Annotated in this window: 18 protein-coding genes and 1 pseudogene; 10 read left to right on the top strand and 9 right to left on the bottom strand. The window is 73.1% G+C overall.

The features are described 5' to 3' along the window. Positions 1-6: 6 nt before the first annotated feature. The 3 genes from EDJALFJO_RS28355 to EDJALFJO_RS28345 are packed head-to-tail and all read left to right on the top strand — an operon-like array spanning position 7 to position 2,252. On the top strand, positions 7-189 hold the full coding sequence (locus EDJALFJO_RS28355) for a hypothetical protein (RefSeq protein ID WP_088289681.1): 183 nt from the start codon (positions 7-9) through the stop codon (positions 187-189). Between the two features lie 55 nt (positions 190-244). Next, positions 245-1,276 (top strand): type I pantothenate kinase, encoded by a 1,032-nt coding sequence (gene coaA / locus EDJALFJO_RS28350; RefSeq protein ID WP_233150088.1) that lies wholly within the window; start codon positions 245-247, stop codon positions 1,274-1,276. Positions 1,277-1,295: 19 nt separating this feature from the next. Beyond that, a complete protein-coding gene (locus EDJALFJO_RS28345; RefSeq protein WP_198950727.1) occupies positions 1,296-2,252 on the top strand; it encodes a DUF389 domain-containing protein in 957 nt (318 codons plus the stop codon). On the opposite strand, the gene glmM is transcribed toward EDJALFJO_RS28345, so the two are convergent. From glmM to pulA, 4 genes are all read right to left on the bottom strand, one after another. After that, positions 2,230-3,576 carry a phosphoglucosamine mutase gene (glmM, locus tag EDJALFJO_RS28340; RefSeq protein WP_088289680.1) on the bottom strand — a complete coding sequence of 449 codons (1,347 nt, stop codon included), beginning with the start codon at positions 3,574-3,576 and terminating at the stop codon, positions 2,230-2,232. The two genes, EDJALFJO_RS28345 and glmM, sit on opposite strands and share 23 nt — an antisense overlap. 250 nt (positions 3,577-3,826) lie before the next feature. Then, the gene (gene rpsI / locus EDJALFJO_RS28335) at positions 3,827-4,324 is read right to left on the bottom strand and encodes a 30S ribosomal protein S9 (RefSeq protein ID WP_088289679.1); all 498 of its coding nucleotides are present in this window, start codon (positions 4,322-4,324) and stop codon (positions 3,827-3,829) included. 42 nt (positions 4,325-4,366) lie between these two features. Next, positions 4,367-4,810 carry a 50S ribosomal protein L13 gene (rplM, locus tag EDJALFJO_RS28330; RefSeq protein WP_088289678.1) on the bottom strand — a complete coding sequence of 148 codons (444 nt, stop codon included), beginning with the start codon at positions 4,808-4,810 and terminating at the stop codon, positions 4,367-4,369. 295 nt (positions 4,811-5,105) lie between these two features. Continuing rightward, complete coding sequence (gene pulA / locus EDJALFJO_RS28325) at positions 5,106-10,946, bottom strand: pullulanase-type alpha-1,6-glucosidase (RefSeq protein WP_198950726.1); 5,841 nt, start codon at positions 10,944-10,946, stop codon at positions 5,106-5,108. A 388-nt stretch (positions 10,947-11,334) separates the two neighbouring features. Between pulA and EDJALFJO_RS36600 the strand changes: the two are divergent. From EDJALFJO_RS36600 to EDJALFJO_RS28305, 5 genes and pseudogenes are all read left to right on the top strand, one after another. Further along, positions 11,335-11,678 (top strand): annotated as a pseudogene (locus EDJALFJO_RS36600) (FAD-dependent oxidoreductase); the annotation flags it as partial. Between the two features lies 1 nt (position 11,679). Beyond that, on the top strand, positions 11,680-12,777 hold a 1,098-nt coding region (gene sthA / locus EDJALFJO_RS28320; RefSeq protein ID WP_233150086.1), incomplete at its 5' end, for a Si-specific NAD(P)(+) transhydrogenase. A 12-nt stretch (positions 12,778-12,789) separates the two neighbouring features. Continuing rightward, the gene (locus tag EDJALFJO_RS28315) at positions 12,790-14,157 is read left to right on the top strand and encodes a DUF2252 domain-containing protein (protein ID WP_369812586.1); all 1,368 of its coding nucleotides are present in this window, start codon (positions 12,790-12,792) and stop codon (positions 14,155-14,157) included. Positions 14,158-14,237: 80 nt separating this feature from the next. Next, on the top strand, positions 14,238-15,662 hold the full coding sequence (sthA, locus tag EDJALFJO_RS28310) for a Si-specific NAD(P)(+) transhydrogenase (RefSeq protein WP_088289675.1): 1,425 nt from the start codon (positions 14,238-14,240) through the stop codon (positions 15,660-15,662). A gap of 40 nt (positions 15,663-15,702) precedes the next feature. Beyond that, positions 15,703-15,945: a hypothetical protein gene (locus EDJALFJO_RS28305; RefSeq protein WP_088289674.1), complete on the top strand. Its 243-nt coding sequence runs from the start codon at positions 15,703-15,705 to the stop codon at positions 15,943-15,945. 6 nt (positions 15,946-15,951) lie between these two features. On the opposite strand, the gene EDJALFJO_RS28300 is transcribed toward EDJALFJO_RS28305, so the two are convergent. The 4 genes from EDJALFJO_RS28300 to EDJALFJO_RS28285 all read right to left on the bottom strand — a co-directional run bounded on the left by EDJALFJO_RS28300 (position 15,952) and on the right by EDJALFJO_RS28285 (position 21,598). Further along, positions 15,952-17,202, bottom strand: a complete 1,251-nt coding sequence (locus EDJALFJO_RS28300) for a serpin family protein (RefSeq protein WP_088289673.1) — start codon at positions 17,200-17,202, stop codon at positions 15,952-15,954. Next, positions 17,199-18,092, bottom strand: a complete 894-nt coding sequence (locus tag EDJALFJO_RS28295; RefSeq protein ID WP_088289672.1) for a homocysteine S-methyltransferase family protein — start codon at positions 18,090-18,092, stop codon at positions 17,199-17,201. The genes EDJALFJO_RS28300 and EDJALFJO_RS28295 overlap by 4 nt, the downstream gene beginning before the upstream one ends. Positions 18,093-18,196: 104 nt before the next feature. Continuing rightward, complete coding sequence (locus EDJALFJO_RS28290) at positions 18,197-19,879, bottom strand: ABC-F family ATP-binding cassette domain-containing protein (RefSeq protein WP_088289671.1); 1,683 nt, start codon at positions 19,877-19,879, stop codon at positions 18,197-18,199. A gap of 69 nt (positions 19,880-19,948) precedes the next feature. Beyond that, on the bottom strand, positions 19,949-21,598 hold the full coding sequence (locus EDJALFJO_RS28285; protein ID WP_088289670.1) for a peptide chain release factor 3: 1,650 nt from the start codon (positions 21,596-21,598) through the stop codon (positions 19,949-19,951). 136 nt (positions 21,599-21,734) lie between these two features. Here EDJALFJO_RS28285 and EDJALFJO_RS28280 point away from each other — a divergent pair, with 136 nt between their 5' ends. Together EDJALFJO_RS28280 and EDJALFJO_RS28275 are read left to right on the top strand one after the other, a co-directional pair. After that, complete coding sequence (locus EDJALFJO_RS28280) at positions 21,735-22,067, top strand: hypothetical protein (RefSeq protein ID WP_088289669.1); 333 nt, start codon at positions 21,735-21,737, stop codon at positions 22,065-22,067. A gap of 58 nt (positions 22,068-22,125) precedes the next feature. Beyond that, a complete protein-coding gene (locus EDJALFJO_RS28275; protein WP_088289668.1) occupies positions 22,126-23,631 on the top strand; it encodes a DUF2510 domain-containing protein in 1,506 nt (501 codons plus the stop codon). A gap of 34 nt (positions 23,632-23,665) precedes the next feature. On the opposite strand, the gene EDJALFJO_RS28270 is transcribed toward EDJALFJO_RS28275, so the two are convergent. Next, a complete protein-coding gene (locus EDJALFJO_RS28270; RefSeq protein ID WP_088289667.1) occupies positions 23,666-24,106 on the bottom strand; it encodes a VOC family protein in 441 nt (146 codons plus the stop codon). Between the last annotated feature and the right edge of the window lie 16 nt (positions 24,107-24,122).

Raw genomic sequence — 24,122 nt, 5'->3', positions numbered from 1 at the left:
GGACGCATGACGACGACGACGTTCCACCGCAGGCCCGCACCCGGCGCCTCGCTCGTCGTCCCGGCCGCCCGGCGGGTGCTCGGCGCGCTGGGCGCGATGGCCTGCGCCGGGCTGCTCGCCTCCTCCACGGACACCCTCGACGAGGCCGGCGTGCGGCGGACGGCGGTCGCGAACGCCGTCCGGATGTGACCGGGACGACACCCGCGGGTGACGTGCCGGCGCACGGGGCGGGCACAATGCGACGGTGCCGAGCGCGACGATGCCCGCCGGAGACGTCCCGCCCGGGCGCCGCCGCGGCGACCCGCGCGGTGAGGGCCACAGCACCCACCACGCGGCCCGCCTCGTCGGGTCGCCCTTCGTCGAGCTCGACCGGCGGGCGTGGTCGAAGCTGCGGTCCTCGACCCCGCTGACCCTCACCGAGCAGGACCTGCGCGACCTGCGCGGCCTCGGCGACCGGATCGACCTCGCGGAGGTCGAGGAGGTCTTCCTGCCGCTGTCCCGGCTGCTCACGCTCTACGTCGCGGGCCACGAGGCCCTGCACGCCGCGACCCGGACCTTCCTCGGGGAGTCCCCGGAGCGCACCCCGTTCGTCATCGGCGTCGCCGGCTCGGTCGCCGTCGGCAAGTCGACGACGGCCCGCATCCTTCGCGAGCTGCTGGCCCGCTGGCCGGGCACTCCCCGCGTCGAGCTCGTGACGACGGACGGCTTCCTGCTGCCGAACGACGAGCTGACCCGGCGCGGCATCATGCAGCGCAAGGGCTTCCCGGAGTCCTACGACCGGCGCCGGCTGCTCCGGTTCGTCACCGATGTGAAGTCCGGGATGCCCGAGGTCAGGGCACCGGTCTACAGCCACCTCACGTACGACATCGTCCCGGGCGAGGAGGTCGTCGTCCGCTCCCCCGACGTCCTCATCGTCGAGGGGCTCAACGTCCTGCAGCCCGCCCGGCCGCGCGGCGACGGCCGGCAGGGCGTCGCGATCAGCGACTTCTTCGACTTCTCCATCTACGTCGACGCGAAGACCGAGGACGTCCGGCGCTGGTACGTCGAGCGGTTCCTGCGGCTGCGGCAGACCGCGTTCAGCCGCCCGGAGTCCTACTTCCACCGTTACGCGGCCCTCACCGACGAGCAGGCCGTGGCCCGCGCCGAGCAGATCTGGCACGACATCAACGAGCGCAACCTCGTCGAGAACGTCCTGCCGACCCGTGGCCGGGCCACCCTCGTGCTCCGCAAGGGCGCAGACCACGCCGTCGGCCGGATCCGCCTGCGCAAGCTCTGACGCCTGGTTCGATAGGGCCGTGATCCACCTCAGGCTCATCGTGCCCCGCGCCGTCCGGGACGCCGTCGTCGCCTTCCTGCGGGCCGACCCCCGGGTGACCCACGTCGTCGTCATCCCGGACGCCGCCGTGCAGCCGGACGGCGACCTCGTGCTCGTCGACGTCGCCCGGGAGGCGGTGACGGACGTCCTGGAGCACCTGCGCGACCTGGGCCTCGACGACCGCGGCGCGGTCGCGATGGAGACGGTGGACGCCGCACCCTCGGTCCACGCGGTCGCGGCCGAGGCCGCGGCGCCGGGCTCGCCGGACGACGGGATCGTCTGGGACCTCGTCGCCGAGCGCGCCGAGGCCGACGCCCGGTCGTCGTGGTCGTTCTACGCCTTCCTCTGCCTCGCGACGATGATCGCCTCGGTGGCCGTCGTCACCGACTCCCCGGTGCTCGTCGTCGGGGCGATGGTCGTCGGCCCGGAGTTCGGCCCGGTGGTCGCCCTCGCCTACGGGATCGTCATGCGCCGTGGCCGCCTCGTCCGGGACGCGCTCGCGCTCCTCGGGCTCGGCTTCGCCGCCGCGATCGCCGTCACCGCGGTCGCCGCGCTCGTCGTCCGGGCGGCCGGCTGGGTCGAGCCGGCCGACCTCGCCGCCCCCAGGCCGCTCACGGCCTTCATCTGGCGGCCCGACGAGTGGTCGGTCGTCGTCGCGCTCCTCGCAGGGTTCGCCGGCGTCCTCTCGTTGACGGCCGGCCGCTCGAACGCCCTCGTCGGCGTCTTCATCTCGGTGACGACCGTGCCCGCCGCGGGCAACCTCGCCCTCGCCGTGGCGCTCTGGGTGCCCGAGGAGATCGGCGGCTCGGCGCTCCAGCTCGCGGTGAACCTCGTCGGGCTCACCGTCGCGGGGACGCTCCTGCTCGCCGTCCAGCGGGCCCTGACCCGGCGGACGGCACCACGCTCGCAGCCGGCTACAGCGCCAGCCGCTCCCTGACGACGACGGCGAGCGAGTCGGCGACGGAGCGGGCCTGGTCGCCCTCGGCGGCCTCGACCATGACACGCACGAGCGGCTCGGTGCCGGAGGGGCGCAGCAGCACGCGGCCGCTCGCCCCGAGCCGCGCCTCGGCCGCGGCGACGGCGGCGACGACACCCTCGTCGGTGGCGGCCCGGGCCTTGTCGACGCCCTTGACGTTGACGAGCACCTGCGGGAAGCGCTGCATGACGCCCGCGAGGTCGGCGAGCGTGCGCCCGGTCTGGGCCATCCGGGCCAGCAGGTGCAGCCCGGTGAGCAGGCCGTCGCCCGTCGTCGAGTGCTCGAGCATGACGACGTGGCCGGACTGCTCCCCGCCGAGGGTGTACCCGCCGCGGCGCATCTCCTCGAGGACGTAGCGGTCCCCGACCCCGGTCTGGATCGTCTTGACGCCCTCGGCCTCCATCGCCCGCAGCAGCCCGAGGTTGCTCATGACGGTCGTGACGAGGGTGTCGTCGGCGAGCGCGCCGCGCTCCCGGAACGCGAGCGCGAGGACGGCCATGATCTGGTCGCCGTCGACCTCGCGGCCGAGATGGTCGATCGCGAGGCAGCGGTCCGCGTCACCGTCGAAGGCGATGCCGGCCTGCGCGTCGTGCGTGACGACGGCGTCCCGGAGCTTGTCGAGGTGCGTCGAGCCGTAGCCGTCGTTGATGTTGAGCCCGTCGGGCTCGGCCCCGATGACGACGACGTGCGCGCCCGCCGCGCGCAGCGCCCGCGGGCCGACGGCGCTCGCGGCGCCGTGGGCGCAGTCGACGACGACGCGCAGCCCGTCGAGCCGGTTGGGCAGCGTCGCCAGGAGCCGCTCGACGTAGCGGTCGGCGGCGTCCGGGAACGCCCGGACCCGGCCGACGGCGGCGCCGACGGGGCGCTCCCAGGTCTCGCCGAGCCGCTTCTCGATGGCGTCCTCGACGTCGTCGGGCAGCTTGTGCCCGCCCCGGGCGAAGAACTTGATGCCGTTGTCCGGCATGGCGTTGTGGGACGCCGAGAGGACGACGCCCAGGTCGGCGCCGGTGTCCGCGACGAGGCCCGCGACGGCCGGGGTCGGGAGCACGCCCGCGTCGTCGACGTCGACGCCGGCGCTGGCGAGGCCGGCGACGGTCGCGGCGGCGAGGAACTCCCCGGAGGCGCGCGGGTCCCGCCCGACGACGGCGCGCGGGCGGTGCCCGGCGAACTCTCCGACCTCGGCGAGCACGTGCGCGGCCGCCACCGCGAGGTCGAGCGCGAGCTCGGCCGTCACGTCACGGTTCGCCGTCCCACGGACGCCGTCGGTCCCGAAGAGTCGTCCCACGCCGGTCCTCCTGTCACTGCCGCCATCGGCACGGCTGCCACGGGCAGCATCGCGTCCGGTCAGCACACACTACGGATCCGGATCGCACTGCGTATCCGGACAGAGTCGTACAGATCATCACATCGTGCAGGGTCGCCCGCCGTTCAGGCGCGGGCGCACCGTCGTTCACCCGGCACCGGGACGCACGACGGCCCCGGACCGCACGAGGCGTTCCGGGGCCGCACGTGGACCGTCGGCGGGTGGCCGCAGGTCAGCGCTTGCTGTACTGAGGCGCCTTGCGGGCCTTCTTGAGACCGGCCTTCTTGCGCTCCTTGACCCGCGCGTCGCGGGTGAGGAAGCCGGACTTCTTCAGGGTCGGGCGGTTCGCCTCGAGGTCGATCGCGTTCAGCGACCGGGCCACGCCGAGACGCAGCGCGCCGGCCTGGCCGGACGAGCCGCCGCCGTGGATCCGCGCGATGACGTCGAAGCGGCCCTCGGTCTCGGTGACCTTGAACGGGTCGTTGACGAGCTGCTGGTGGACCTTGTTCGGGAAGTAGCCCTCGAGCGTGCGGCCGTTGATCTTCCACTGCCCGGTGCCCGGCACGAGGCGGACACGCGCGATGGCCTCCTTGCGGCGGCCGGTGGCGGCGCCGGGGGCCGTGATGCTCGAGCCGCCGCCACGGGTCTGCGGCGTCGAGGTGGTGTAGCTGCTCGGTGCGTCCTCGCCGTCGAGGACGACGTCCTCGATCTCGGCAGTGGTCTCAGCCACGGTTCTCCTTGATTCGGTGGTTCGACGTGCGGGGCGCGTGGCTTACTGCGCGACCTGCGAGATCTCGTACGGCTGCGGCTTCTGCGCCTGGTGGGGGTGCTCGGAACCGCGGTAGACCTTGAGCTTGCTCAGCTGAGCGCGACCCAGGGTGTTCTTCGGGATCATGCCGCGGACGGCCTTCTCGACGGCGCGCTCCGGGTTCTTCTCGAGCAGCTCGGTGTAGCCGGTGGCCCGCAGGCCGCCCGGGTAGCCCGAGTGGCGGTACGCCTTCTTCTGCTCGCGCTTGTTGCCCGTGAGAGCGACCTTGTCCGCGTTGATGATCACGACGAAGTCACCGGTGTCGAGGTGAGCGGCGAAGGTCGGCTTGTGCTTGCCACGCAGCAGGATCGCGACCTGCGAGGCGAGACGGCCGAGCACGACGTCGGTCGCGTCGATGACGTGCCAGCGCCGCTCGACGTCGGCGGCCTTGGGGGTGTACGTGCGCACAGTCGTAGCCTTCGTCCTCATCCGGATGACATTCACGAGCCGGTCACAGGCCTGCGGACCCCGTTCGCACGGGGCCTGCCGGGTTCAGGTGGCCGGGTCGATGGCCCTCGAGCGGGCGGCACCGCGAGTGCGGGCGTCCACGCAGGAGCACAACGACCTATGAGGTTACCGGGGCGCCGACGGGGGGTCAAAACGCGCCCTCCGACGGCACCCCGGCACCCGTTCGGTACCTATTCTCGCCGATGTTCGGCAGTGCTCGTGACCATCCCGGCCACGGCCGTGCCCGCCGTCGGCGTCACTGCTGCTCGACGAGGACGGCGACGGTGCGGGCGGGCACCGTCACCGCGCCCTTGGCGGCGTCCCAGGAGGTCGTCCGGACCACCGGGTCGGCCCCGGCCGTCTGGACCGGCGAGAGGGCCAGCGACGCCCCCACGAGGTCGGTCACGGTCTGGGTCGTCGCCTTCGGCGAGGCGTTGAGGACGACGAGCAGGCTCTTCGCCGTGGGGTCGAGGTCCGTCCCCACGGTGTCGGAGATCCGCATGACGACGACGCCGGGGGTCTGGTCCGGGCCGCCGAGCGGGAAGCTCACCCGCTTCGTGATCTCGTCCGCCGACCCGAGCCGGAACAGCGGGCTCGAGAACCGCAGCCGCAGGAGGTCCTGCGCGCCCGCCGTCGCCGTCGAGACGTCCGCCGCCGACGGCTTCAGCAACGGGTCGCCGAGCAGCGGCTTCGCGTAGGGCCACTTCGCCTCGTTGTCCGCCTTGGGCGGCAGCCCGCGGCCGAAGCCGTTGTCGACGGCCGCGCCGCCCGGCCACCCGAGGTGGTTGAACCAGTCGCCCGAGTCGAACGAGTTCCGGTCGAGCGACTTGCTCCGGAGCAGGTCCGAACCGGCGTGGAAGAACGCCGGGGTCTGGGCGAGCGCGACGGTCGCCATCGACACGGTGTTCATCCGCACCCGGTCGGCCATCGGCGTCGCGGGCGGCAGCTTGTACGTCAGCGCGTCCCACAGGGTCTCGTTGTCGTGGGCGTCGACGTACGTGATGACCTCGTCGGGCTGGTCGGCGTACCCGGCCGGCGAGCCGTTGTAGTCCACCTGGTCGCCGCGCACGGTCTTGCCGGTCGCGTCGGTGAAGGTGAACGCCCGCAGGTTGCCGGCCATCCCGAGCTTCACGAGGTCCTGGTCGTGCAGGAGCGTCGCCTTCTGCTCGTCGGCGGTGCCGTTGGCGGCCGAGGCGTTCGGGTCGGTGAACAGCCCCGAGCCGAAGCCCTGCTTGCGCGGGTCGTCGTCGAAGGGCCCGCCGCCGCGGACGCCGTCCCGCAGCCGGTCGGAGAAGGTCCCGATCCCGGTGCCGCCGAGGTTGCCCTGCCGGGCCTGGACGAAGAGCGCGTCGTTCGCGACCTCGCCGAAGTTCCAGCCCTCGCCGTAGACGTACACCTGCCGGCCGTCGACGCCGTCCTTCGCCGGCGTCAGGGCGTCGAGCGCCGAGCGGACGGCGAGCATGTTCGCCTTCGACGCGTGGCCCATGAGGTCGAACCGGAAGCCGTCGACCTTGTAGTCCCGGGCCCAGCGGACGACCGAGTCCACCATCATCTTCTCCGCGAGGGCGTGCTCGGTCGCGACGTTCTGGCAGCAGGTCGACGTCTCCACCGCGCCGGTCTTCGGGTTCAGCCGGTGGTAGTAGCCGGGCACGACCTTGTCGAGGACCGAGCGGTCGCCCTGGCCGGCCTCCGCGGTGTGGTTGAACACCTGGTCGAGGACGACGTGGAGCCCGTCGGAGTGCAGCGCGCCGACCATGGTGCGGAACTGCGCGACGCGGGCGCCACCGTCCGGGTCGGTCGCGTACGAGCCCTCGGGCACCGACCAGTGGTACGGGTCGTAGCCCCAGTTGTAGCCGTCCTTGCCGGCGACGGCGCCCACGCAGGCCTGCTGCGCATCGGAGTCGGCGGGCAGGGACGGCAGGTCGCAGTCCGGGGTCGCCTGCTTCGCCCGGTCCTCCTCGATCGTCGCGATGTCGAACGTCGGGAGCAGGTGCACCGTCGTCAGCCCGGACTTCGCGAGCTCGCGCAGGTGCTTGCGGCCCAGGCCCTCGTCGGCGAACGCGAGGTACGTGCCGCGATGGGCGGCCGGCACCGTCGCGTCGTCGACCGAGTAGTCCCGCACGTGCAGCTCGTAGATCGTCTGGTCCACGGACCGCTTCAGCGCCGGCGGCTTCGCCGTCCGCCACGGCGCCGGCCGGAAGGCCGGGTCCGCGAGGTCGACGGCGACCGAGTGCGTCGACCCGGTCGTCAGCCCCGTCGAGTACGGGTCGGTGACGCGGTTCGTCACGACCTTCTTCGCCGACGGCGCCCAGACGGTGACCTCCCAGAGGTACCGCGCGTCGCGCCAGGCCTTCCCGCCCTCGGCGGTCCACACGCCGGACGCCGCGGAGAGGTCGGGCCGGACCCGCACCGGTGCCGCGCTCAGCGCCCGGCCCGCGGGCCAGACGAGGAGCGTGGCGGACTGCGCCGTCGGCGCCCACAGCCGGAACGTCGGGGCCGCGGACGAGGTCCCCGCACCGTCGAAGGTCACGCCGAGCTTCTGCCCGGTCGCCCTGCCGGCGTAGAGGTCGTCGAGCACCCCGGGCACCTGGACGCCGGAGGCGTCGAGCAGGGCGCCGAGGTCGTCGTAGAGCCCGACCGCGACCTGCCCGGTGAGGATCGACGGTGCCTGCCGCGCGACCCGGTCGGGCAGCCGCAGCGCGAGGTAGCCCTTCAGCGCCGGGTACTTCGCGACGACGTCCGCGGGCAGCCCCTTCGGGTCCCACGTGAGCGCCGCGGAGTCGCCGCCGGTGACGGCCTCGGCGTCGAGCCCGAGGCCGCCGTCCTTCGACCAGTGCAGCCGCCAGCCGAGCGTGGCCGGGTCGACGTCCGGCACCTGGTCGGCCGGCCACGCGACGAGGTCACGGGCGACCCAGTGCGCCTTGGCCTTCGACAGGTCCGCCGCCGAGCCGGCCTTGGAGGCCGTGACGGTGAGGACGTGCGTCGACAGCACGTACGAGAACGTCATGATCGTGCCGTCGGCGGGGACGGCGAACGGGATGTTCCCGCCGTCCTTCACCCCGCCCGCGCCGTAGTTCTCGGTCCACGCGAGGCCGTGCGCGGCCTTCATCTCGTAAGAGCCGGCCGGGATCCGGTCGGTCCGGAAGGTGAAGGTGCCGTCGCCGTCCGGGTCCTGCAGCCACGAGCGCATGCAGTCCGGCGACCAGTCGGCCGGGCAGCCGAGCTCGGACTGGAACGAACCGGGCGCGGTGATGATCGGGCCCTGCGCGTCGCTCGTCACCCAGTGCGTGCCGTGGTCGTAGTAGAAGCTCACGGTGCCCGGGTTCGTGTACGAGATGTTGCCGCCGTTGGCGACCGCACCGACCCCGTAGTTCTCGTCCCAGGACTTGTTCACCGCGGCCTTGTAGGCGTAGGCGCCCGCGGGGATGGTGTACGTCCCCTTCCAGACGTCGTCCTTGGGGTCACGGGTCAGCTGGGCCTGGTCGCAGTCCGGCATCCAGTCGGCCGCGCAGCCCATCTCGCTGTTGTGGTCGCCCGGCACGCTGACGTTCGCCGGCTGGACCACGGGGTCGATCGGCCCGCCGGTCCCGCCACCCCCACCGGACGGCTCACCGACGACACCGAACGAGGACGACGCGGAGAGGTTGCCGCTCGCGTCCCGGACGACGGCCCGGGTCTCGACGACCGTGCCCTTGGCGAGACCGCTCACGTCGGGCATGACCCGGTACGGCGCGTTGTCGTCCGTGCCGAGCTTCGTCCAGGTGCCGGCCCCGGCGACGCGCCAGGCGTAGGTCACCTCGCTGAAGGCGTTCTCCGGCACCGCGACCCGCAGCTCGACACGACCGGCGGCCGGGTTCGCCGCGGGGGCCGGCGACAGCGTGCCGCCGGGGGCGGGGCTGACCCAGGTCGCGGACGGCGCGGCCGTGCGCCGCGGCAGCCCGGCCTCGGCCTTCCACACCAGGGCGGTGAGCGGCGGGACGGTCACGGTGACCCGGCCCTCCCGGTCGGCGACGAGCCGCTTGGCCCCGCCGAAGAGGCCGGCGAACTGCGCGCCGCCCCTGCCGTACGTCGCGAAGGACGCCGTCCTCGCCGTCGTCGCGCTGTTGAGGGCGACGACGTACTCCCGGCCGGTCGCCCGGTCGACGCGGCTGAACGCGTAGATGCCCGCGGCGTCCGAGGAGTACCGGTGGACCTGCGCGCCGTCCGCGAGCGCCGGATGCCGGTCCCGCAGCTTCGACAGGTCCGAGATCCAGCGGTAGAGCGGGTGCGCGGTGTCGAAGTTGTCCTGCGCGGTCGTCGCGTCGGTGCCGATGAGGTCGTCGTCGTTGTACGTGGCGACCTTGCTCGGGAACATGTCCTGGCGCGCGTCCTGGTCTCCGCCGTCGCCGACGAAGCCCTGCTCGTCGCCGTAGTAGACGACGGGCTGGCCGCGGCTGGTGAACATGAGCGAGTTCGCGAGCATGTCGCGCTTGAGCGTCTCGTCGGCGGTGATGCCCGGGACGCCGGTGGAGATGAAGTTCCCGATCCGGCCCATGTCGTGGTTGCCGAGGAACGTCGGCGCCGCGTAGTTGTTGCCGTCGGCGTCGATGTGCCAGTCGTCGGCCGCGAAGACGTCCCGCAGCCCGGTCGTCTCCTTGCCCGTGGCGAACGCCTGCGCCTTGGCCTGGAACGGGAAGTCGAGGGTCGCCTGGAGCGTGCCCTGCGTCGAGTAGCGGGACGTGAACCGCGGGTCGGCGTCGAAGACCTCGCCGAAGGCGAAGAAGTCGGGGTTGCCGACGTTCGCGGCCTCCTTGCGGATCGAGGGGATGAAGTCCTGCCAGAACTCCATGTTCACGTGCTTCGTCGTGTCGATCCGGAATCCGTCGACCCCGAAGTCGACCCAGGCGTTGTAGATGTCCTCCATGCCCTTGACGACGGTGTGGTTCTCGGTGAACAGGTCGTCGAGGCCGAAGAAGTCGCCGTACTCGCTGCTCTCACCGGCGAAGGTGCTGTTGCCGCGGTTGTGGTAGAGCGTCGGGTCGTTGAGCCAGGCCGGGACCTTCACGGTCTTGTCCGCCTCGGTGGGGAACACCGGCGTGTACGGGAACGACGTCGCGGCGTCCATCGCGGGGAAGGTGTCCTTGCCCGCGAAGGCCTTGTCGTCGAACACCTTCCCGCTCGCGTCCTGGTACGGCGACGTCGCCTTGTCGACGTAGTCGTACTTCTTCTCGGTGTAGTCGATGACGTCCGCGGTGTGGTTGGTGATGATGTCGAAGAAGACCTTCATCCCCTTGCCGTGCGCCCGGTCGATGAGTGTCTTCAGCTCCGCGTTCGTCCCCATGTGCGGGTCGATCTGGGTGAAGTCGGTGATCCAGTAGCCGTGGTAGCCGGCGCTCGGGAAACCGTTGTTGTCCTGCACGGGCTTGTTCTTGAACGACGGCGTGAGCCAGATGGACGTCGTCCCGAGGCCCTTGATGTAGTCGAGCTTCGACGTCAGGCCGGCCAGGTCGCCACCGTGGTAGTAGCCCTTGTGCGTCGGGTCGAGACCGGCGGTCTTCGCGTCCGGGTAGCCGCCCAGGTCGTTGGCGGTCGAGCCGTTGGCGAACCGGTCGGTCATGACGAAGTAGAAGCGCTCACGGGTGAGGTCGTCGCGCAGCGAGCGCCCGGCGAGCGCCCGGTCGGCGGCGCTGACCCCCGTGCCGGGCAGGTCGGGCAGCGCGAGCGTCACGAGGTGGCTCTCGGCGTCGTAGCGGAACCGGACCTTCGTCGGCCCGGCGAGCACGAACGGGTAGTTCGGCCCGTTCGAGACCCCGCCGGTGCCGTAGTTCTCGTCCCAGCCGCCGTTGATCGCGACCTTGTACTCGTACGTGCCGGCGGGGACGGTGAAGGTCCGCTCCCACGTCGACGTGCCGGCGACCGGGGCGAGCATCGTCGCCTCGCACGGCGGCGCCCAGTCGTCAGGACAGCCGAGCTCGCTCTGCAGGCTGCCGACGAGCGTGACGCTCGTCGGGGCCGCGGCGAGGGCGGCGCGGGGGACGGCCACGGACGCCGCGGCGGGGCTCCCCAGCCCCGCCGCCGGCCCGGCCTGCGCCAGCGTGACGCCGAGCGCCGCCGACACCCCCAGGGCGATGAATGAGAGGCGGCCTCGGCCGCGCAAGAAATGACGTGACAACACACTCATGCGATGACTCCCGGTACGCAGAGGCGGAACTGTGGCGGCAGGGCCATTACCGGGAGCGACAGTCCGATCACCCTTGATCGTCTGATCTGAGTGGTGTGTCCGACATCGACACCCAGTGTGGCGATGACGTTAGCCCGAACGGGTGAGCAAGCGGAAGCGTTTGCAGTGCAAATTTTCGCGCAAGAACGGCGCAAGGTAGTTGACCTCTCCAGCATCCCGGCCCCGTCGCGCGACGACACGGCCCTCCGAGGTCAGGTCGGGCCGCCGGGGCGCCGATGACAAGAACGGACCGGGCGCCTGCCCGGGCGCAGGAGGGAACCGCACCGTGGACCACGACCACGACTACGACCTGCTCGTGCTCGGCTCCGGGCCGGGCGGGCAGAAGGCCGCCATCGCGGCGGCCAAGCTCGGCCGCCGGGCCGCCGTCGTCGAGCGCCGCTCCATGGTCGGCGGGGTGTGCATCAACACGGGCACGATCCCGAGCAAGACCCTGCGCGAGGCCGTGCTGTACCTCACCGGTCTCAACATGCGTGAGCTGTACGGCCAGAACTACCGGGTCAAGGACGACATCGCCGTCGACGACCTGCTCGGCCGCACGCAGCACGTCATCGGCCGCGAGATCGAGGTCGTCCGGTCCCAGCTGTTCCGCAACGGGGTCGACCTCGTCCANGCGACCGGCACCCGCCCCGCCCGCCCCGCGAACATCGACTTCGACGACCCGCGGATCCTCGACAGCGACGGGATCCTCCACCTCGACGTCCTCCCCCGGTCGATGGTCGTCGTCGGGGCCGGGGTCATCGGCATCGAGTACGCGTCGATGTTCGCCGCCCTCGGCACGAAGGTGACCGTCGTCGAGCAGCGGGACCGGATGCTCGACTTCTGCGACTCCGAGGTGACCGAGTCGCTGAAGTTCCACCTGCGCGACCTGTCGGTGACCTTCCGGTTCGGCGAGAGCGTCGAGAGCGTCGAGGCGAGCCCGCGGGGCACGGTGACGACGCTCGCGAGCGGCAAGCGGATCCCCGCCGAGGCGGTCATGTACTCGGCCGGCCGGCAGGGCGCGACCGAGGCGCTCGACCTGGCGAAGGCCGGCCTGTCCGCCGACCGGCGCGGCCGGATCGAGGTCGGCCCGACCTACCAGACCTCGGTGCCGCACATCTACGCCGTCGGCGACGTCATCGGCTTCCCGGCGCTCGCGTCGACGTCGATGGAGCAGGGCCGGCTCGCGGCGTACCACGCGTGCGGCGAGCCGGTGAACTCGCTCGTGGCGCTGCAGCCGATCGGGATCTACACGATCCCCGAGATCTCCTACTGCGGGCAGACCGAGGAGCAGCTCACCGGCAGCCGGGTGCCCTACGAGGTCGGCATCTCCCGGTACCGCGAGCTCGCCCGGGGTCAGATCATCGGCGACTCGTACGGCATGCTCAAGCTGCTCGTCTCGTCGCACACCCGGCACCTGCTCGGGGTCCACGTCTTCGGCTCGCACGCCACCGAGCTCGTCCACCTCGGCCAGGCGATCATGACCTGCGGCGGCACCGTCGACCAGCTCGTCGACACCGTCTTCAACTACCCGACCCTCTCCGAGGCGTACAAGGTCGCGGCCCTGGACGCCGTGAACAAGCTGCGCGCCGTCGCCCAGCTCGACGTGCCGGTGACGCCGAGGGCCGCCGCGCCGTCCGCCGCGCCGTCCCGGGCCGCGCGCGTGCCCGCCCCCCGCTCGGCGAAGAGCACCGCGCCGTCCGCCCGTGCACCCCGCAAGATCCCTGGTTAACGTCACCGGGTGATCCCCGAGACCGCCGCCAGCACGGACGACGACAGCCGGACCGAGCACCTCGTAACCGTCCTCACGACGGCGTTCGAGGACCTCATGCATGCCGACCCGGACGCGTTCCGGGTCAAGTTCCGCAAGATGGCGGCGGACCCGTTCGCCTTCTACCGCGGCAGCGCGACGGTGTTCTACGCGGACCTCGCCGACGCCGACGACCCGTGGGTCACCGAGCAGGGGTCCCGGGTGTGGATCCAGGGCGACCTCCACGCGGAGAACTTCGGCACCTACCTGGACTCCGGGGGCCGCCTCGTCTTCGACGTCAACGACTTCGACGAGGCCTACCTCGGGCACTGGACGTGGGACCTGCAGCGGTTCGCCGCGAGCCTGGCCCTCCTCGGGCTGCGCAAGGCGTTGCCGGACGACGCGATCGCCGACCTCACGGCGATGTACGCGCGCGGCTACCTCGACCAGGTGCAGCACTACACGCAGGTCGAGGACGACACCGGGTGGGCGCTCACGCTCGACACCGCGCAGGGCGCCGTCCTCGACGCGCTGCACCGCGCGAAGCTGCGCACCCGGGTCGGCCTGCTCGACGCCGAGACCGTCGTCGACGGCTACCGCCGCCGCTTCACCGAGCGCCGCGGGGTGCGCCGCCTCGAGGACGGCGAGCGCGAGCAGGCGTGCGCGGCCTTCGACGCCTACCGCACGACCCTTCCCGGCCACGGCCGGGACGACGTCGTGTTCGACGTCCTCGACGTCGTCGGCAAGAGCGGGCTCGGGATCGGCAGCGCGGGGCTGCCCGCGTACTCGTTCCTCATCGAGGGCTTCACCCAGGCCCTCGACAACGACGTGATCCTCACCATGAAGCAGGGCAACGTCGCGGCGCCGGTGCTCGCCGTCCCCGAGACAGCCCGGCAGGACCGTCGGTTCCGCCACCACGGGCACCGGACGGCGCTCTCGCAGCGTGCGCTCCAGGCGCACGCGGACCGGTTCCTCGGGTGGACGGAGCTGGACGTCCGCGGCGACGGGCCGGTCGGGTTCGTCGTCTCGGAGTACTCCCCCTACGAGCAGGACCTCGAATGGGACGACATCACCGAGCCCGACGAGGTGGCCGCCGTCGTCGAGCAGCTGGGCCGTGCGACCGCCAAGATCCACTGCGTCTCGGACGTCGACAGCGACTCGGAGATCGTCGACTTCAGCGTCGAGCACGCCGTCGCGGAGGGGGTCGGCGACCGCGGGGACGTGTTCGTCGCCGAGCTGGTCGAGTTCGGCCGGCTCTACGCCGACCGGGCCCGACGCGACCACCGACTCTTCGTCGACGCGTTCCGCGGCGGCGCGTTCGACGCCGTGACGCCGACCTCGAGCGCACCTCCCGCAGGCTGACCTGCGGCGTTCGGACACCCCCGCGCAACCTCGGGCTGCGTACGATCGGCGCAGCCGTCACGCCTGCCCGGGGAGTCGCGATGCCAGCACAGCCCTCGTCCCCGTACGACTACGACCTCCTCGTGCTCGGGTCCGGGCCGGGCGGGCAGAAGGCGGCCATCGCCGCCGCCAAGCTCGGACGGCGGGCGGCGGTCGTCGAGCGCCGGTCCATGGTCGGCGGGGTGTGCATCAACACGGGCACGATCCCGAGCAAGACCCTGCGCGAGGCCGTGCTCTACCTCACCGGCCTCAATCAGCGGGAGATGTACGGGCAGAACTACCGGGTCAAGGACGACATCGCGATCGGCGACCTCACGGCGCGCACGCAGCACGTCATCGGCCGCGAGATCGAGGTCGTCCGGTCCCAGCTCTTCCGCAACGGGGTCGACCTCGTCCACGGCACGGGCCGCTTCGTCGACCCGCACACGGTCGCCGTCCGCGCCGAGCACGACGGCGAGCGGCTCGTCAGCGCCGACCGGGTCGTCATCGCGACCGGCACCAGCCCGGCGCACCCGCCGACGATCCAGTTCGACGACCGGCGGATCCTCGACAGCGACGGGATCCTGCACCTCGACGAGATCCCGCGCTCGCTCGTCGTCGTCGGCGCGGGCGTCATCGGGATCGAGTACGCCTCCATGTTCGCGGCGCTCGGCTGCCGGGTCACCGTCGTCGAGCAGCGGGACCGGATGCTCGACTTCTGCGACTCCGAGGTGACGGAGGCGCTGAAGTTCCACCTGCGCGACCTGTCGGTGACCTTCCGGTTCGGGGAGACCGTCGAGAGCGTCGTCGCCAACGACCGCGGCACGGTGACGACGCTCGCGAGCGGCAAGCGGATCCCCGCGGACGCCGTCATGTACTCGGCCGGCCGGCAGGGCGCCACCGACGAGCTCGACCTGGAGAAGGCCGGGCTGACGGCGGACAAGCGCGGCCGGATCGAGGTCGGCCCGTCGTTCCAGACGTCGGTGCCGCACATCTACGCCGTCGGCGACGTCATCGGCTTCCCGGCGCTCGCCGCGACGTCGATGGAGCAGGGCCGGCTCGCGGCGTACCACGCGTGCGGCGAGCCGGCGAACTCGTTGGTGGCGCTGCAGCCCATCGGGATCTACACGATCCCCGAGATCTCCTACTGCGGGCAGACCGAGGACGAGCTGACGAGCACGTCGGTGCCGTACGAGGTCGGCATCTCGCGCTACCGCGAGCTCGCGCGCGGCCAGATCATCGGCGACTCCTACGGGATGCTCAAGCTGCTCGTCTCGACGACCTCCCGTCGGCTGCTCGGCGTCCACGTCTTCGGCTCGCACGCCACCGAGCTCGTCCACCTCGGGCAGGCGATCATGACCTGCGACGGGACGGTCGACCAGCTCGTCGACACCGTCTTCAACTACCCGACGCTCTCCGAGGCGTACAAGGTCGCGGCCCTCGACGCGGTGAACAAGATGCGCGCGGTGGCGCGCTTCGGGCTCTGAGCGGCCGTTCGGCCGGCGACGCACCTGGTTGGATGGGTCCGTGAGCGACCCCTGGGACGCGTTCGACCCGTCGACGAGCGCCCGGAACACGTTGCGCTGGGCGCAGTCCCTGGGCGCGTCGACGCTCGGCGGGGCCTACGACCTGCTCGACCAGCTCGAGGTGAGCAACGACGTCCCCGAGGTGCTCGGGCACGACGACACCGTGGACGACGTCCGCGAGGAGCTCGACCTGGGCCTGCAGACCCTCGGGCCGGACGTCCTCATCACCACCGTGCTGGAGTAGCGGGCGTCAGCCCCACGCCTCGTGCTCCGGCGCGAACGCCTCCGCGGGCTCCTCGACCCAGGCGCTGAACACCGGGACGCCGTGCCAGGCGCCAGGGACGTCCGCGTCGAAGTCCTTGGCCACCGCGACCACCGCGTAGGGCCGGGCGAACCGCACCTCGACCCGGCGCAACAAGCCCTCCCGGGGCATCATCGCGCCCGCCATGAAGGCCATCGCGGTCACCGCGGCGGCCTCGAACCCCGCTGACGTGTACCGCGCCACCGCGACCTGCCGGGCGTCCGCCCTCGGTGCGGGCAGCGGGCGGAGCAGATCGAGGACAATGTCTGCGGCAGAACGCGCCCCGAGCCGCTCGTCGGCCATGAGGTCGAGCTCCGTCGAGGCCTCCCAGGCCGGCAGCAGCCCGGTCGTCCGGGCGGCTCGGTCTCCCCCGCCGGGGACGAAGCCGAGGCCCTCGGTGACGGTCCACGCGTGCCCCGCCCCCAGCGGTAGGTCGAAGGGGTCGACGGCGTCCAACAGCAGGTCGCCCGCGTCCGCCGTCGCGGCGCGGACGGCGAGGGTGTGCGCGACCCGAAGGACGGTGTCCCGCGGGACCCCGTCGTCCGCGACGGCGGAGAGGACGACCAGGCTGCCGTCCTCGCTCACCGCGACGTGCACGCCCACGGGCCCGGACACGTCGTCAACCACCGCGACGCGGTGCCCGTGCTCCGGTGTCTGCAGAACGCGTTCGACGGCGCCCGCCCACGGGCCGCCGAGCCGGTCGGACGGCACGACGTCGAACGGGGTGCTCCACTGCACCCGCGTCGCGAGCGCCGACGCGAGCACCGAGACGGTGTCCGGCTCGAGCCTCACCGGGAAGCGTTCGATCAGCCCGAGCGTGTGCTCCCGGGCCCAGTCGTCGAGCCCGGCCTGCTCCGGGATCGGGCCGCGGGTCAGCGCCGCGGGCAGCCCGGCCGCCCACTCCTCGTACCGCGGCCGCTCGAGCCCGGCCGCCGTCCAGAGGGCGAGCGCCGACGCGACCGCGGGGTGCGGCCGGTCGAGGAGCGCATCGACGGCGTCCGCCACCGCGCCCGCGTCGAGCCCCAGCACGTCCTCGAGCCGTTCCCGCGCAACACCTTCGGCGGCCGGCGCGAGCAGCGCGAGCAGCACCCAGGCACCGAGCGGCGAGACGACGTGCTGCCCGGCGGGCGCCGCCGCATGGAAGCGCGCCGCGTACCGGGCGACCGCCTCGCGTACCGTGCGCGGCCCGTCCGTCGTCACCCCGCCAGTGCCTCGCTGATCGCCCTGACGTGGTCCGGCGTCGAGCCGCAGCAGGCACCGACGAGGTCGACGCCGAGCGCCCGCAGCCGCAGGGTGTGCTCGGCCATGACCTCGGGACCCGCGGTGTACTCGAAGCGGTCGCCGACGAGCACCGGCAGGCCCGCGTTCGACTGCGCGACGAGGAGCAGGCCCTCGGGCCGGACGGCGGCCATCGCCTCCGCGACCGCCTCCATCTCCTCGGGCCCGCGGCCGCAGTTGCCGCCGACCCCGGCGACCCCGAGCGCGGCGAGCGTCGTCACCGCGGCGGCGGGCGTGACCCCGAACATGGTGCGGCCCTTGGTGTCGAACGAGAGCGTGACGACGACGGGCAGCTCGCGGCCGGTCTCGGCGGCGACCTGCTGCGCCGCCTTCACCGCCGTCCCGACCTCGCCGAGGTCGCTCATCGTCTCGACGAGCACGAGGTCGATGCCGCCCTCGACGAGCCCGCGGACCTGCTCGGCGAACAGGGCCTGCGCGGCGTCGGGGCTCAGGGCACCGAGCGGCTCGAGCAGCTCGCCGAGCGGGCCGAGGTCCCCGGCGACGAGCGCCCCGTAGGGCTCCGCGGCCTCACGGGCGAGCCGGGCCGCGGCGGCGTTGAGCTCGACGACGCGGTCGCCGAGGCCGTGCATGTCCAGGCGCGGGCGGGTGCCGCCGAAGGTGTTCGTCGTGACGAGCCGGGCCCCGGCCTTGAGGTACGCCTCGTGGATCGAGCGGACGGCGTCCGGGCGCTCCACGTTCCACAGCTCCGGCGCACCGCCGTCGTCGAGGCCCGCGGCCTGGAGCATCGTGCCCATCGCCCCGTCGAGGACGAGGACGCCGTTCGCCGCCAGCAGGTCACCAAGGGTCGCCATGCGTTCCACGGTAGGTGGCCGGTCGCCCTGTTGTCCGCCCGTCCGGAGCGTGAGATGCGCGACCCGCCATCCGGACGACGGGTCACCCGGTGCGACCGGCGGCGTCAGCGCTCCCGGACGACGCGGGTCTCGTCCCAGACGGGCCCGTCGCTCTCGTAGACCCGCCCGTCGGAGCCGAACACGAGGAACCGGTCGAAGGACCGCGCGAACCACCGGTCGTGCGTCACCGCGAGCACGGTCCCCTCGAAGGCCGCCAGGCCGGTCTCGAGCGCCTCGGCCGAGTGCAGGTCGAGGTTGTCCGTCGGCTCGTCGAGCAGGAGCATCGTGGCCCCGGACAGCTCCAGCAGGAGGATCTGGAAGCGCGCCTGCTGCCCGCCGGAGAGCACGTCGAAGGTCTGCTCGGCGGCCGCGGCGAGCTCGTACCGGTCGAGCGCCCGGCTCGCGGGCTCGCGGGGCAGGCCGTCGCGGTGGTCGGTGCCCCGGTGCAGGATCTCCAGCAGGGTGCGGCCCATGAGCTCGGGGTGGTCGTGGGTCTGGGCGAACCAGCCCGGGCGCACCCGTGCCCCGAGCCGGGCCAGGCCCGTGTGCTTCACGGGCGGCACGGGCAGCTCGTCGACCGGCTGGTGCTCGACGTCCGGGTCGGAGCCACCGGCCGCGAGCAGCCGGAGGAAGTGCGACTTGCCCGAGCCGTTCGAGCCGAGCACGCCGACCCGCTCGCCGAACCACACCTCGAGGTCGAACGGCTTCATGAGCCCGGAGAGCTCCAGCCCCTCGCAGACGACGGCGCGCTTACCGGTGCGCCCGCCGCGCAGCCGCATCGTCACCTTCTGCTCGAGCGGGGTCTCCTGCGGCGGGCCGGCCTCCTCGAACTTCGCCAGCCGGGTCAGGGCGGCCTGGTACCGCGACGACATCCCGTCGTTGTACTTCGCCTTGACCTTGAGCGTCTGCACGAGCGTCTTGATCTTGACGTGCTCCTCGTCCCAGCGCCGGCGCAGCTCCTCGAGCCGGGAGTTCCGGTCGGCGCGGGCGTCGTGGTACGTCGCGAAGCCGCCGCCGTGCACCCAGGTCGTCGCACCCACCGCTCCGGGCTCGAGCGTGACGATCCGGTCGGCGGCCCGGCTGAGGAGCTCGCGGTCGTGCGAGACGAGCAGCACGGTCTTCGGCGTCGCGGCGAGCTGCTCCTCGAGCCACCGCTTGCCGGGCACGTCGAGGTAGTTGTCCGGCTCGTCGAGCAGCAGCACCTCGTCCGGACCGCGCAGCAGCGCCTCGAGGACGACCCGCTTCTGCTCGCCGCCCGACAGGGTCCGCACCTCGCGCCACTGCGCCTTCTCGAACGGGACGCCGAGCGCGGCCGTCGTCACGACGTCCCAGAGGGTCTCGATCTCGTAGCCGCCGGCGTCCGCCCAGTCCGACAGCGTCTGGGCGTACCGCATCTGGGTGGGTTCGTCGTCCGACTCCATCATCGCGAGCTCGGCGGCGTCGAGCGCCTGCGCGGCACCGCGGACCCGGGGCGGCGCGACGCTCACGAGCAGGTCGCGCACGGTGGAGGAGTCCCGCACGGAGCCGACGAACTGCCGCATGACGCCGAGCCCGCCGCTGCGGCCCACGGCCCCGCCGTGGGCGTCGAGGTCGCCCGCGACGATGCGCAGCAGCGTCGTCTTGCCCGTCCCGTTCGGGCCGATGAGCGCCGTGGTCGTGCCGTCAGCGACCCGGAACGTCACCTCGTCCAGGAGGGGCCGGCCGTCGGGGAGGGTGAAGGACACCGCGTTGACGTCGACATGGCCCATGGCCGTCATTGTGCCGCCCGGGACGGCGTCGTCTCACCAGGGTTTCGGGCCCGGGAGCCGGCCGGAACCTCAGACCCGTGCCCCGACCAACGGCTCGAGCAGCAGGTCCGGGTTCTCCTTGACGACCGTGCCGAGCCGCCAGCGGTCGACGAACAGGGCCAGCACCTCGCCGTCCGAGCGGGTGAGCACCTCGACGCCGCGGACGCCGCGCAGCGCCGCCGGGGCGGAGGCGTCGGTGCGCCGGGCGAGCCCGTAGTCGAGCTGGTCGAGCATGACCTTCGCGCCGAACTCGTGCTCGAGCCGGTACGTCGCGACCTCGAACTGCATCGGCCCGACGGCGGCGAGCACCGGCGCCTGGTCACCGCGCAGGTCCGAGCGCAGCACCTGGACCACGCCCTCCTGGTCGAGCTGCTCGATCCCGCGGCGGAACTGCTTGGCGCGCGAGGTGTCCCGGGCCCGGACGACGGCGAAGTGCTCCGGCGCGAACGACGGGATCGGCGGGAACTCGAGCTTCGCCCCGACGTGCAGGGTGTCCCCCGGCCGCAGGTTGCCGGCGTTGACCAGGCCCACGACGTCCCCGGGGTAGGCGGTCTCGATCGTCGTCCGCTCGCGGCCGAACACGGCGTGGGCGTACTTGGTGTGGAACGGCCGCCCCGACGTCGCGTGGACGACGACCATGCCGCGCTCGAAGACGCCCGAGCAGACCCGGGCGTAGGCGAGCCGGTCGCGGTGCGCGGCGTCCATGCCGGCCTGCACCTTGAAGACGACGGCGCTGAACGGCGCCTCGACCGGCCGCGCGCCGCCGGTCACGAGCTCGCGCGGCGTCGGCGCCGGGCCGACCTCGACGACGGTGTCGAGCACCCGGCCGACGCCGAAGTTCTGCACCGCCGACGCGAAGAGCACCGGTGTCGTCCGGGCCGCGAGAAAGGTCTCCTGGTCGTGGTCGGCGCCGGACGCCGCGAGCAGGTCGCTCTCCTCGACCGCCGTCGTCCAGGCGTCGCCCTCGACCTGCTCCGCCTGCTCCGGCGTGAGGTGCTCCTCGGGAGCCACGGTCGCGCCGCCCGCCGTCCGGTCGAAGCGCGTGTAGCCGCCGGTGCGCCGGTCGAGGACGCCGCGGAAGTCGCCCGCGATCCCCACCGGCCACGTCAGCGGGGTGGGCTTCAGCCCGATGGTGTTCTCGATCTCGTCCATGAGCGCGAGCGCGTCGAGGCCCGGCCGGTCCCACTTGTTGATGACGGTGAGCACGGGCAGGTTGCGGTGCCGGCAGACCTCGAAGAGCTTGAGCGTCTGCGGCTCCAGGCCCTTGGCGGCGTCGAGCAGCATGATCGCGGCGTCGACAGCGGCGAGCACCCGGTAGGTGTCCTCGGAGAAGTCCGCGTGGCCCGGGGTGTCGACGAGGTTGACGACCGCGCCGTGGTGCTCGAACTGGAGCGCCGCCGACGTGATGGAGATGCCGCGGGCCCGCTCCATCTCCATCCAGTCCGAGACGGTGCCGTGCCGGCTGCCCTTGCCGTGCACCGCTCCGGCCCGCGCGATGACGGCGGCGTGCAGCGCGAGCGCCTCGGTGAGCGTCGACTTGCCGGCGTCCGGGTGGCTGATGACGGCGATCGTGCGGCGCCGGGCCGCCTGGTCGAGGACGTCGCGGGCGACGGCGCCGGGCGTGGCGGCGGTGACGGTGTCGACGGGGTGCTCCTCGGAGGTGTCCGGGAGCGACGGCAGGCCCCGGCAGGGACCCCCAGTGTAGGTCGACCGGTCCGGCGGGGCTCAGGCGCGAGGCGCCGCGGCGACGGTTCGTCCTAGATCGTCCCCTGGCATACTGGCCCCGATGTGTCCGACATCGGGGGTTGGAGCAGACATGAGCGGAGCAGCCACGCCGCCGGAGAAGCCGGCGGCGCCCGGGGCGCGCGGCACGGCCGCCGCCTGGCAGGAGTGGACCACCGCGGGCCGCCCGTCCGACGCCGCCGTCGCCGGTGCCGTCGCCGCGGCCGGTGCGGCGGCCGTGGTCGCGGCGGGCCACGACGGGGACGGTCTCGCGGACGGCACGCTCGTCGACGACGTCCTCGACGGTGACGACGGGATGACCGACGAGGAGCGCGACGAGCTGAACAACAAGATCGTCGCGGACGGTGCCGCGTACGCCGCGACGCAGATGCAGTGGGACACGTTCAACAACCTCGACTGGAGCTGACGGTGCGGAAGGCCGTGCCTCCACGGCGCGTTCCGCCGCTCGAGCCGGGCGCCCGCCCGTGAACGAGCGGGCCACGTTCCGCCACGAGCTCTCCCGGACGGTCCCCGGCGTCGTCGGGCAGGTCCGGACGGCACTGCTGCGGGCGGTGTCGGACGACGGGTTCACGGTCGACGTCGAGCGGACGACGCTCGTGGAGGCCGGGCGCGGGAGCACCGTGAGCGGGGCGATGTCCGCCGACCGGCTGCCGGTGCGGCTCGCCGTCCGGCTCGCGACCCTGGACGACGGCACGCGCGTCGACGTCGCGTTCTGGGACCGCTGGCCCTCCGCCGCGACCCAGGTGCGCGGCCTCGACGCGATGTACGCCGACCTCTTCGGTCGGCTCACCGCTCTCGTCGACCGGGCCCTCGGCACGTCGGCACCGGCCGCCGTCCCGGCCGGGCCCGTACCGCAGGCCGTTGCGGGGGCTCAGCCCGCCGGGACGCCCGCACTCGTCGACCGGTTCGGCGGCGCCGCCGCGGCGAAGGCCCGGTCCGCACTGTCGAGCGCGGACCGCAGGCTGTCCGGGGTCCGGGACGACTGGCCGCAGCGCTGGGCCCGGGTCGTCGGCCTCGAGGTCCGGCTGCCCGGCGCCGAGCCGGAGCGGTTCGGCCGGGAGGACATCGACGGCGTCCTCGACGTGGCGACGCTGCTCGGCGCGCAGCCGGGCGACCTGCCGCCGCCGCTCGTCGCCCACGTCGAGCGGATCGCCGCGGCGGTCGAGGGCGCGCTCGACAGCGGGCTGCCGCTGCCCGTGCTGACCCTCGAGGAGCCGGACGCCCCGGCGCTGCTCTTCCTGCGGCAGCAGGCGGCCCTGCGCGAGACCCTGCCCGAGCGGCGGCTGCTCGTGTGCCGCGACTGCCGGCTCGAGAAGCTCGTCAACGACGAGTACCGGCAGATCACCGAGAAGCAGCGCCGCCTCACCGAGATCGTCAACCGGGTGAGCGTCGTCGCCCCGGCCGGGATGCTCCGGCAGGCCTTCCGGCTGAACCGGATGCAGCCGGACTTCGTCTGCCCGCGCTGCCAGGGCCTGCGCGCCGACGCGTTCGTCGTGACGTTCTGCCCGGCGTGCGGAGCGCAGCAGCGGGACGGCGCCCTCAAGGGCTGCCGGTGCGGCTTCGACTTCCGGGCGGAGGCGGTCCGGCTGCTCGCCGCCCGGCCGCCGGCCGAGATCGTCCTGCCCCCGGAGCCGCCGGTCGCGCAACCGGTCGCGCAGCCGGTCGCGCCGGTCCGGCAGCCGGCTCCGGCCGGAGGGCCGGCCGCCGCGGCGTCGTGGCCGTCGGCACCCACGTTCGGCGGCGGACCGACCCCCGCACCCCCGAGCCACACAGCGCCGCCGGGCCCCACCAGGGCTGCGCCGCTGCCTCAGGTGGCGGCCCAGCAGCCGCCGAACCGGACCGCGCCGCCCCAGCAGCACCACGCGGCGACCGCGCCCGGCTGGTACGCCGACCCCTGGCGGGCGGCGCCGCTGCGCTGGTGGGACGGCCGCACCTGGACCGGGTGGACGCACCCGCCCGCCGGTCGCTGACCGGGCGGACATCAGCGGATGAGACGCCCGCACGTCACGGGATGACCGTCCGCCCGTCGACGATCGGGAACCCCGGGTTCCAGGCGACCTCCCACGTGTGACCGTCGGGGTCGGCGAAGCACGCGTGGTAGACCTCGTAGTCGGTCATCGTCGGCGCGAGCGTCTGCCGCGCGCCCGCTGCCAGCGCGGCCTCGAGGGCGGCGTCGACCTCCTCGGCGCTGCCGAGGTTGACCGCGACCGTCACGCCCGAGAACGACCCGGGCGGCCGCACGTCACCGGCGCCGTACCCGGAGTCGACCGCGAGCGCCGAGGCCTCGTAGACGCCGAGGTAGAAGCCGCCGACGTCGAACCAGTGGATGTCGCCGGCCACCGACCGGGTCGACCGCGGCCACCCGAGCGCGGCGTAGAACGCTGCCGAACGGTCGACGTCCGCGACGCCGAGCGTGATGATCGAGACGTTCCCCGGACCTGTCATGCCGCGAGCCTGCCAC

The sequence above is a fragment of the Kineosporia sp. A_224 genome, assembly GCF_002198655.1.
GTDB lineage: Bacteria > Actinomycetota > Actinomycetes > Actinomycetales > Kineosporiaceae > R-H-3.
This window is presented reverse-complemented; position numbering and strand designations above follow the sequence as displayed.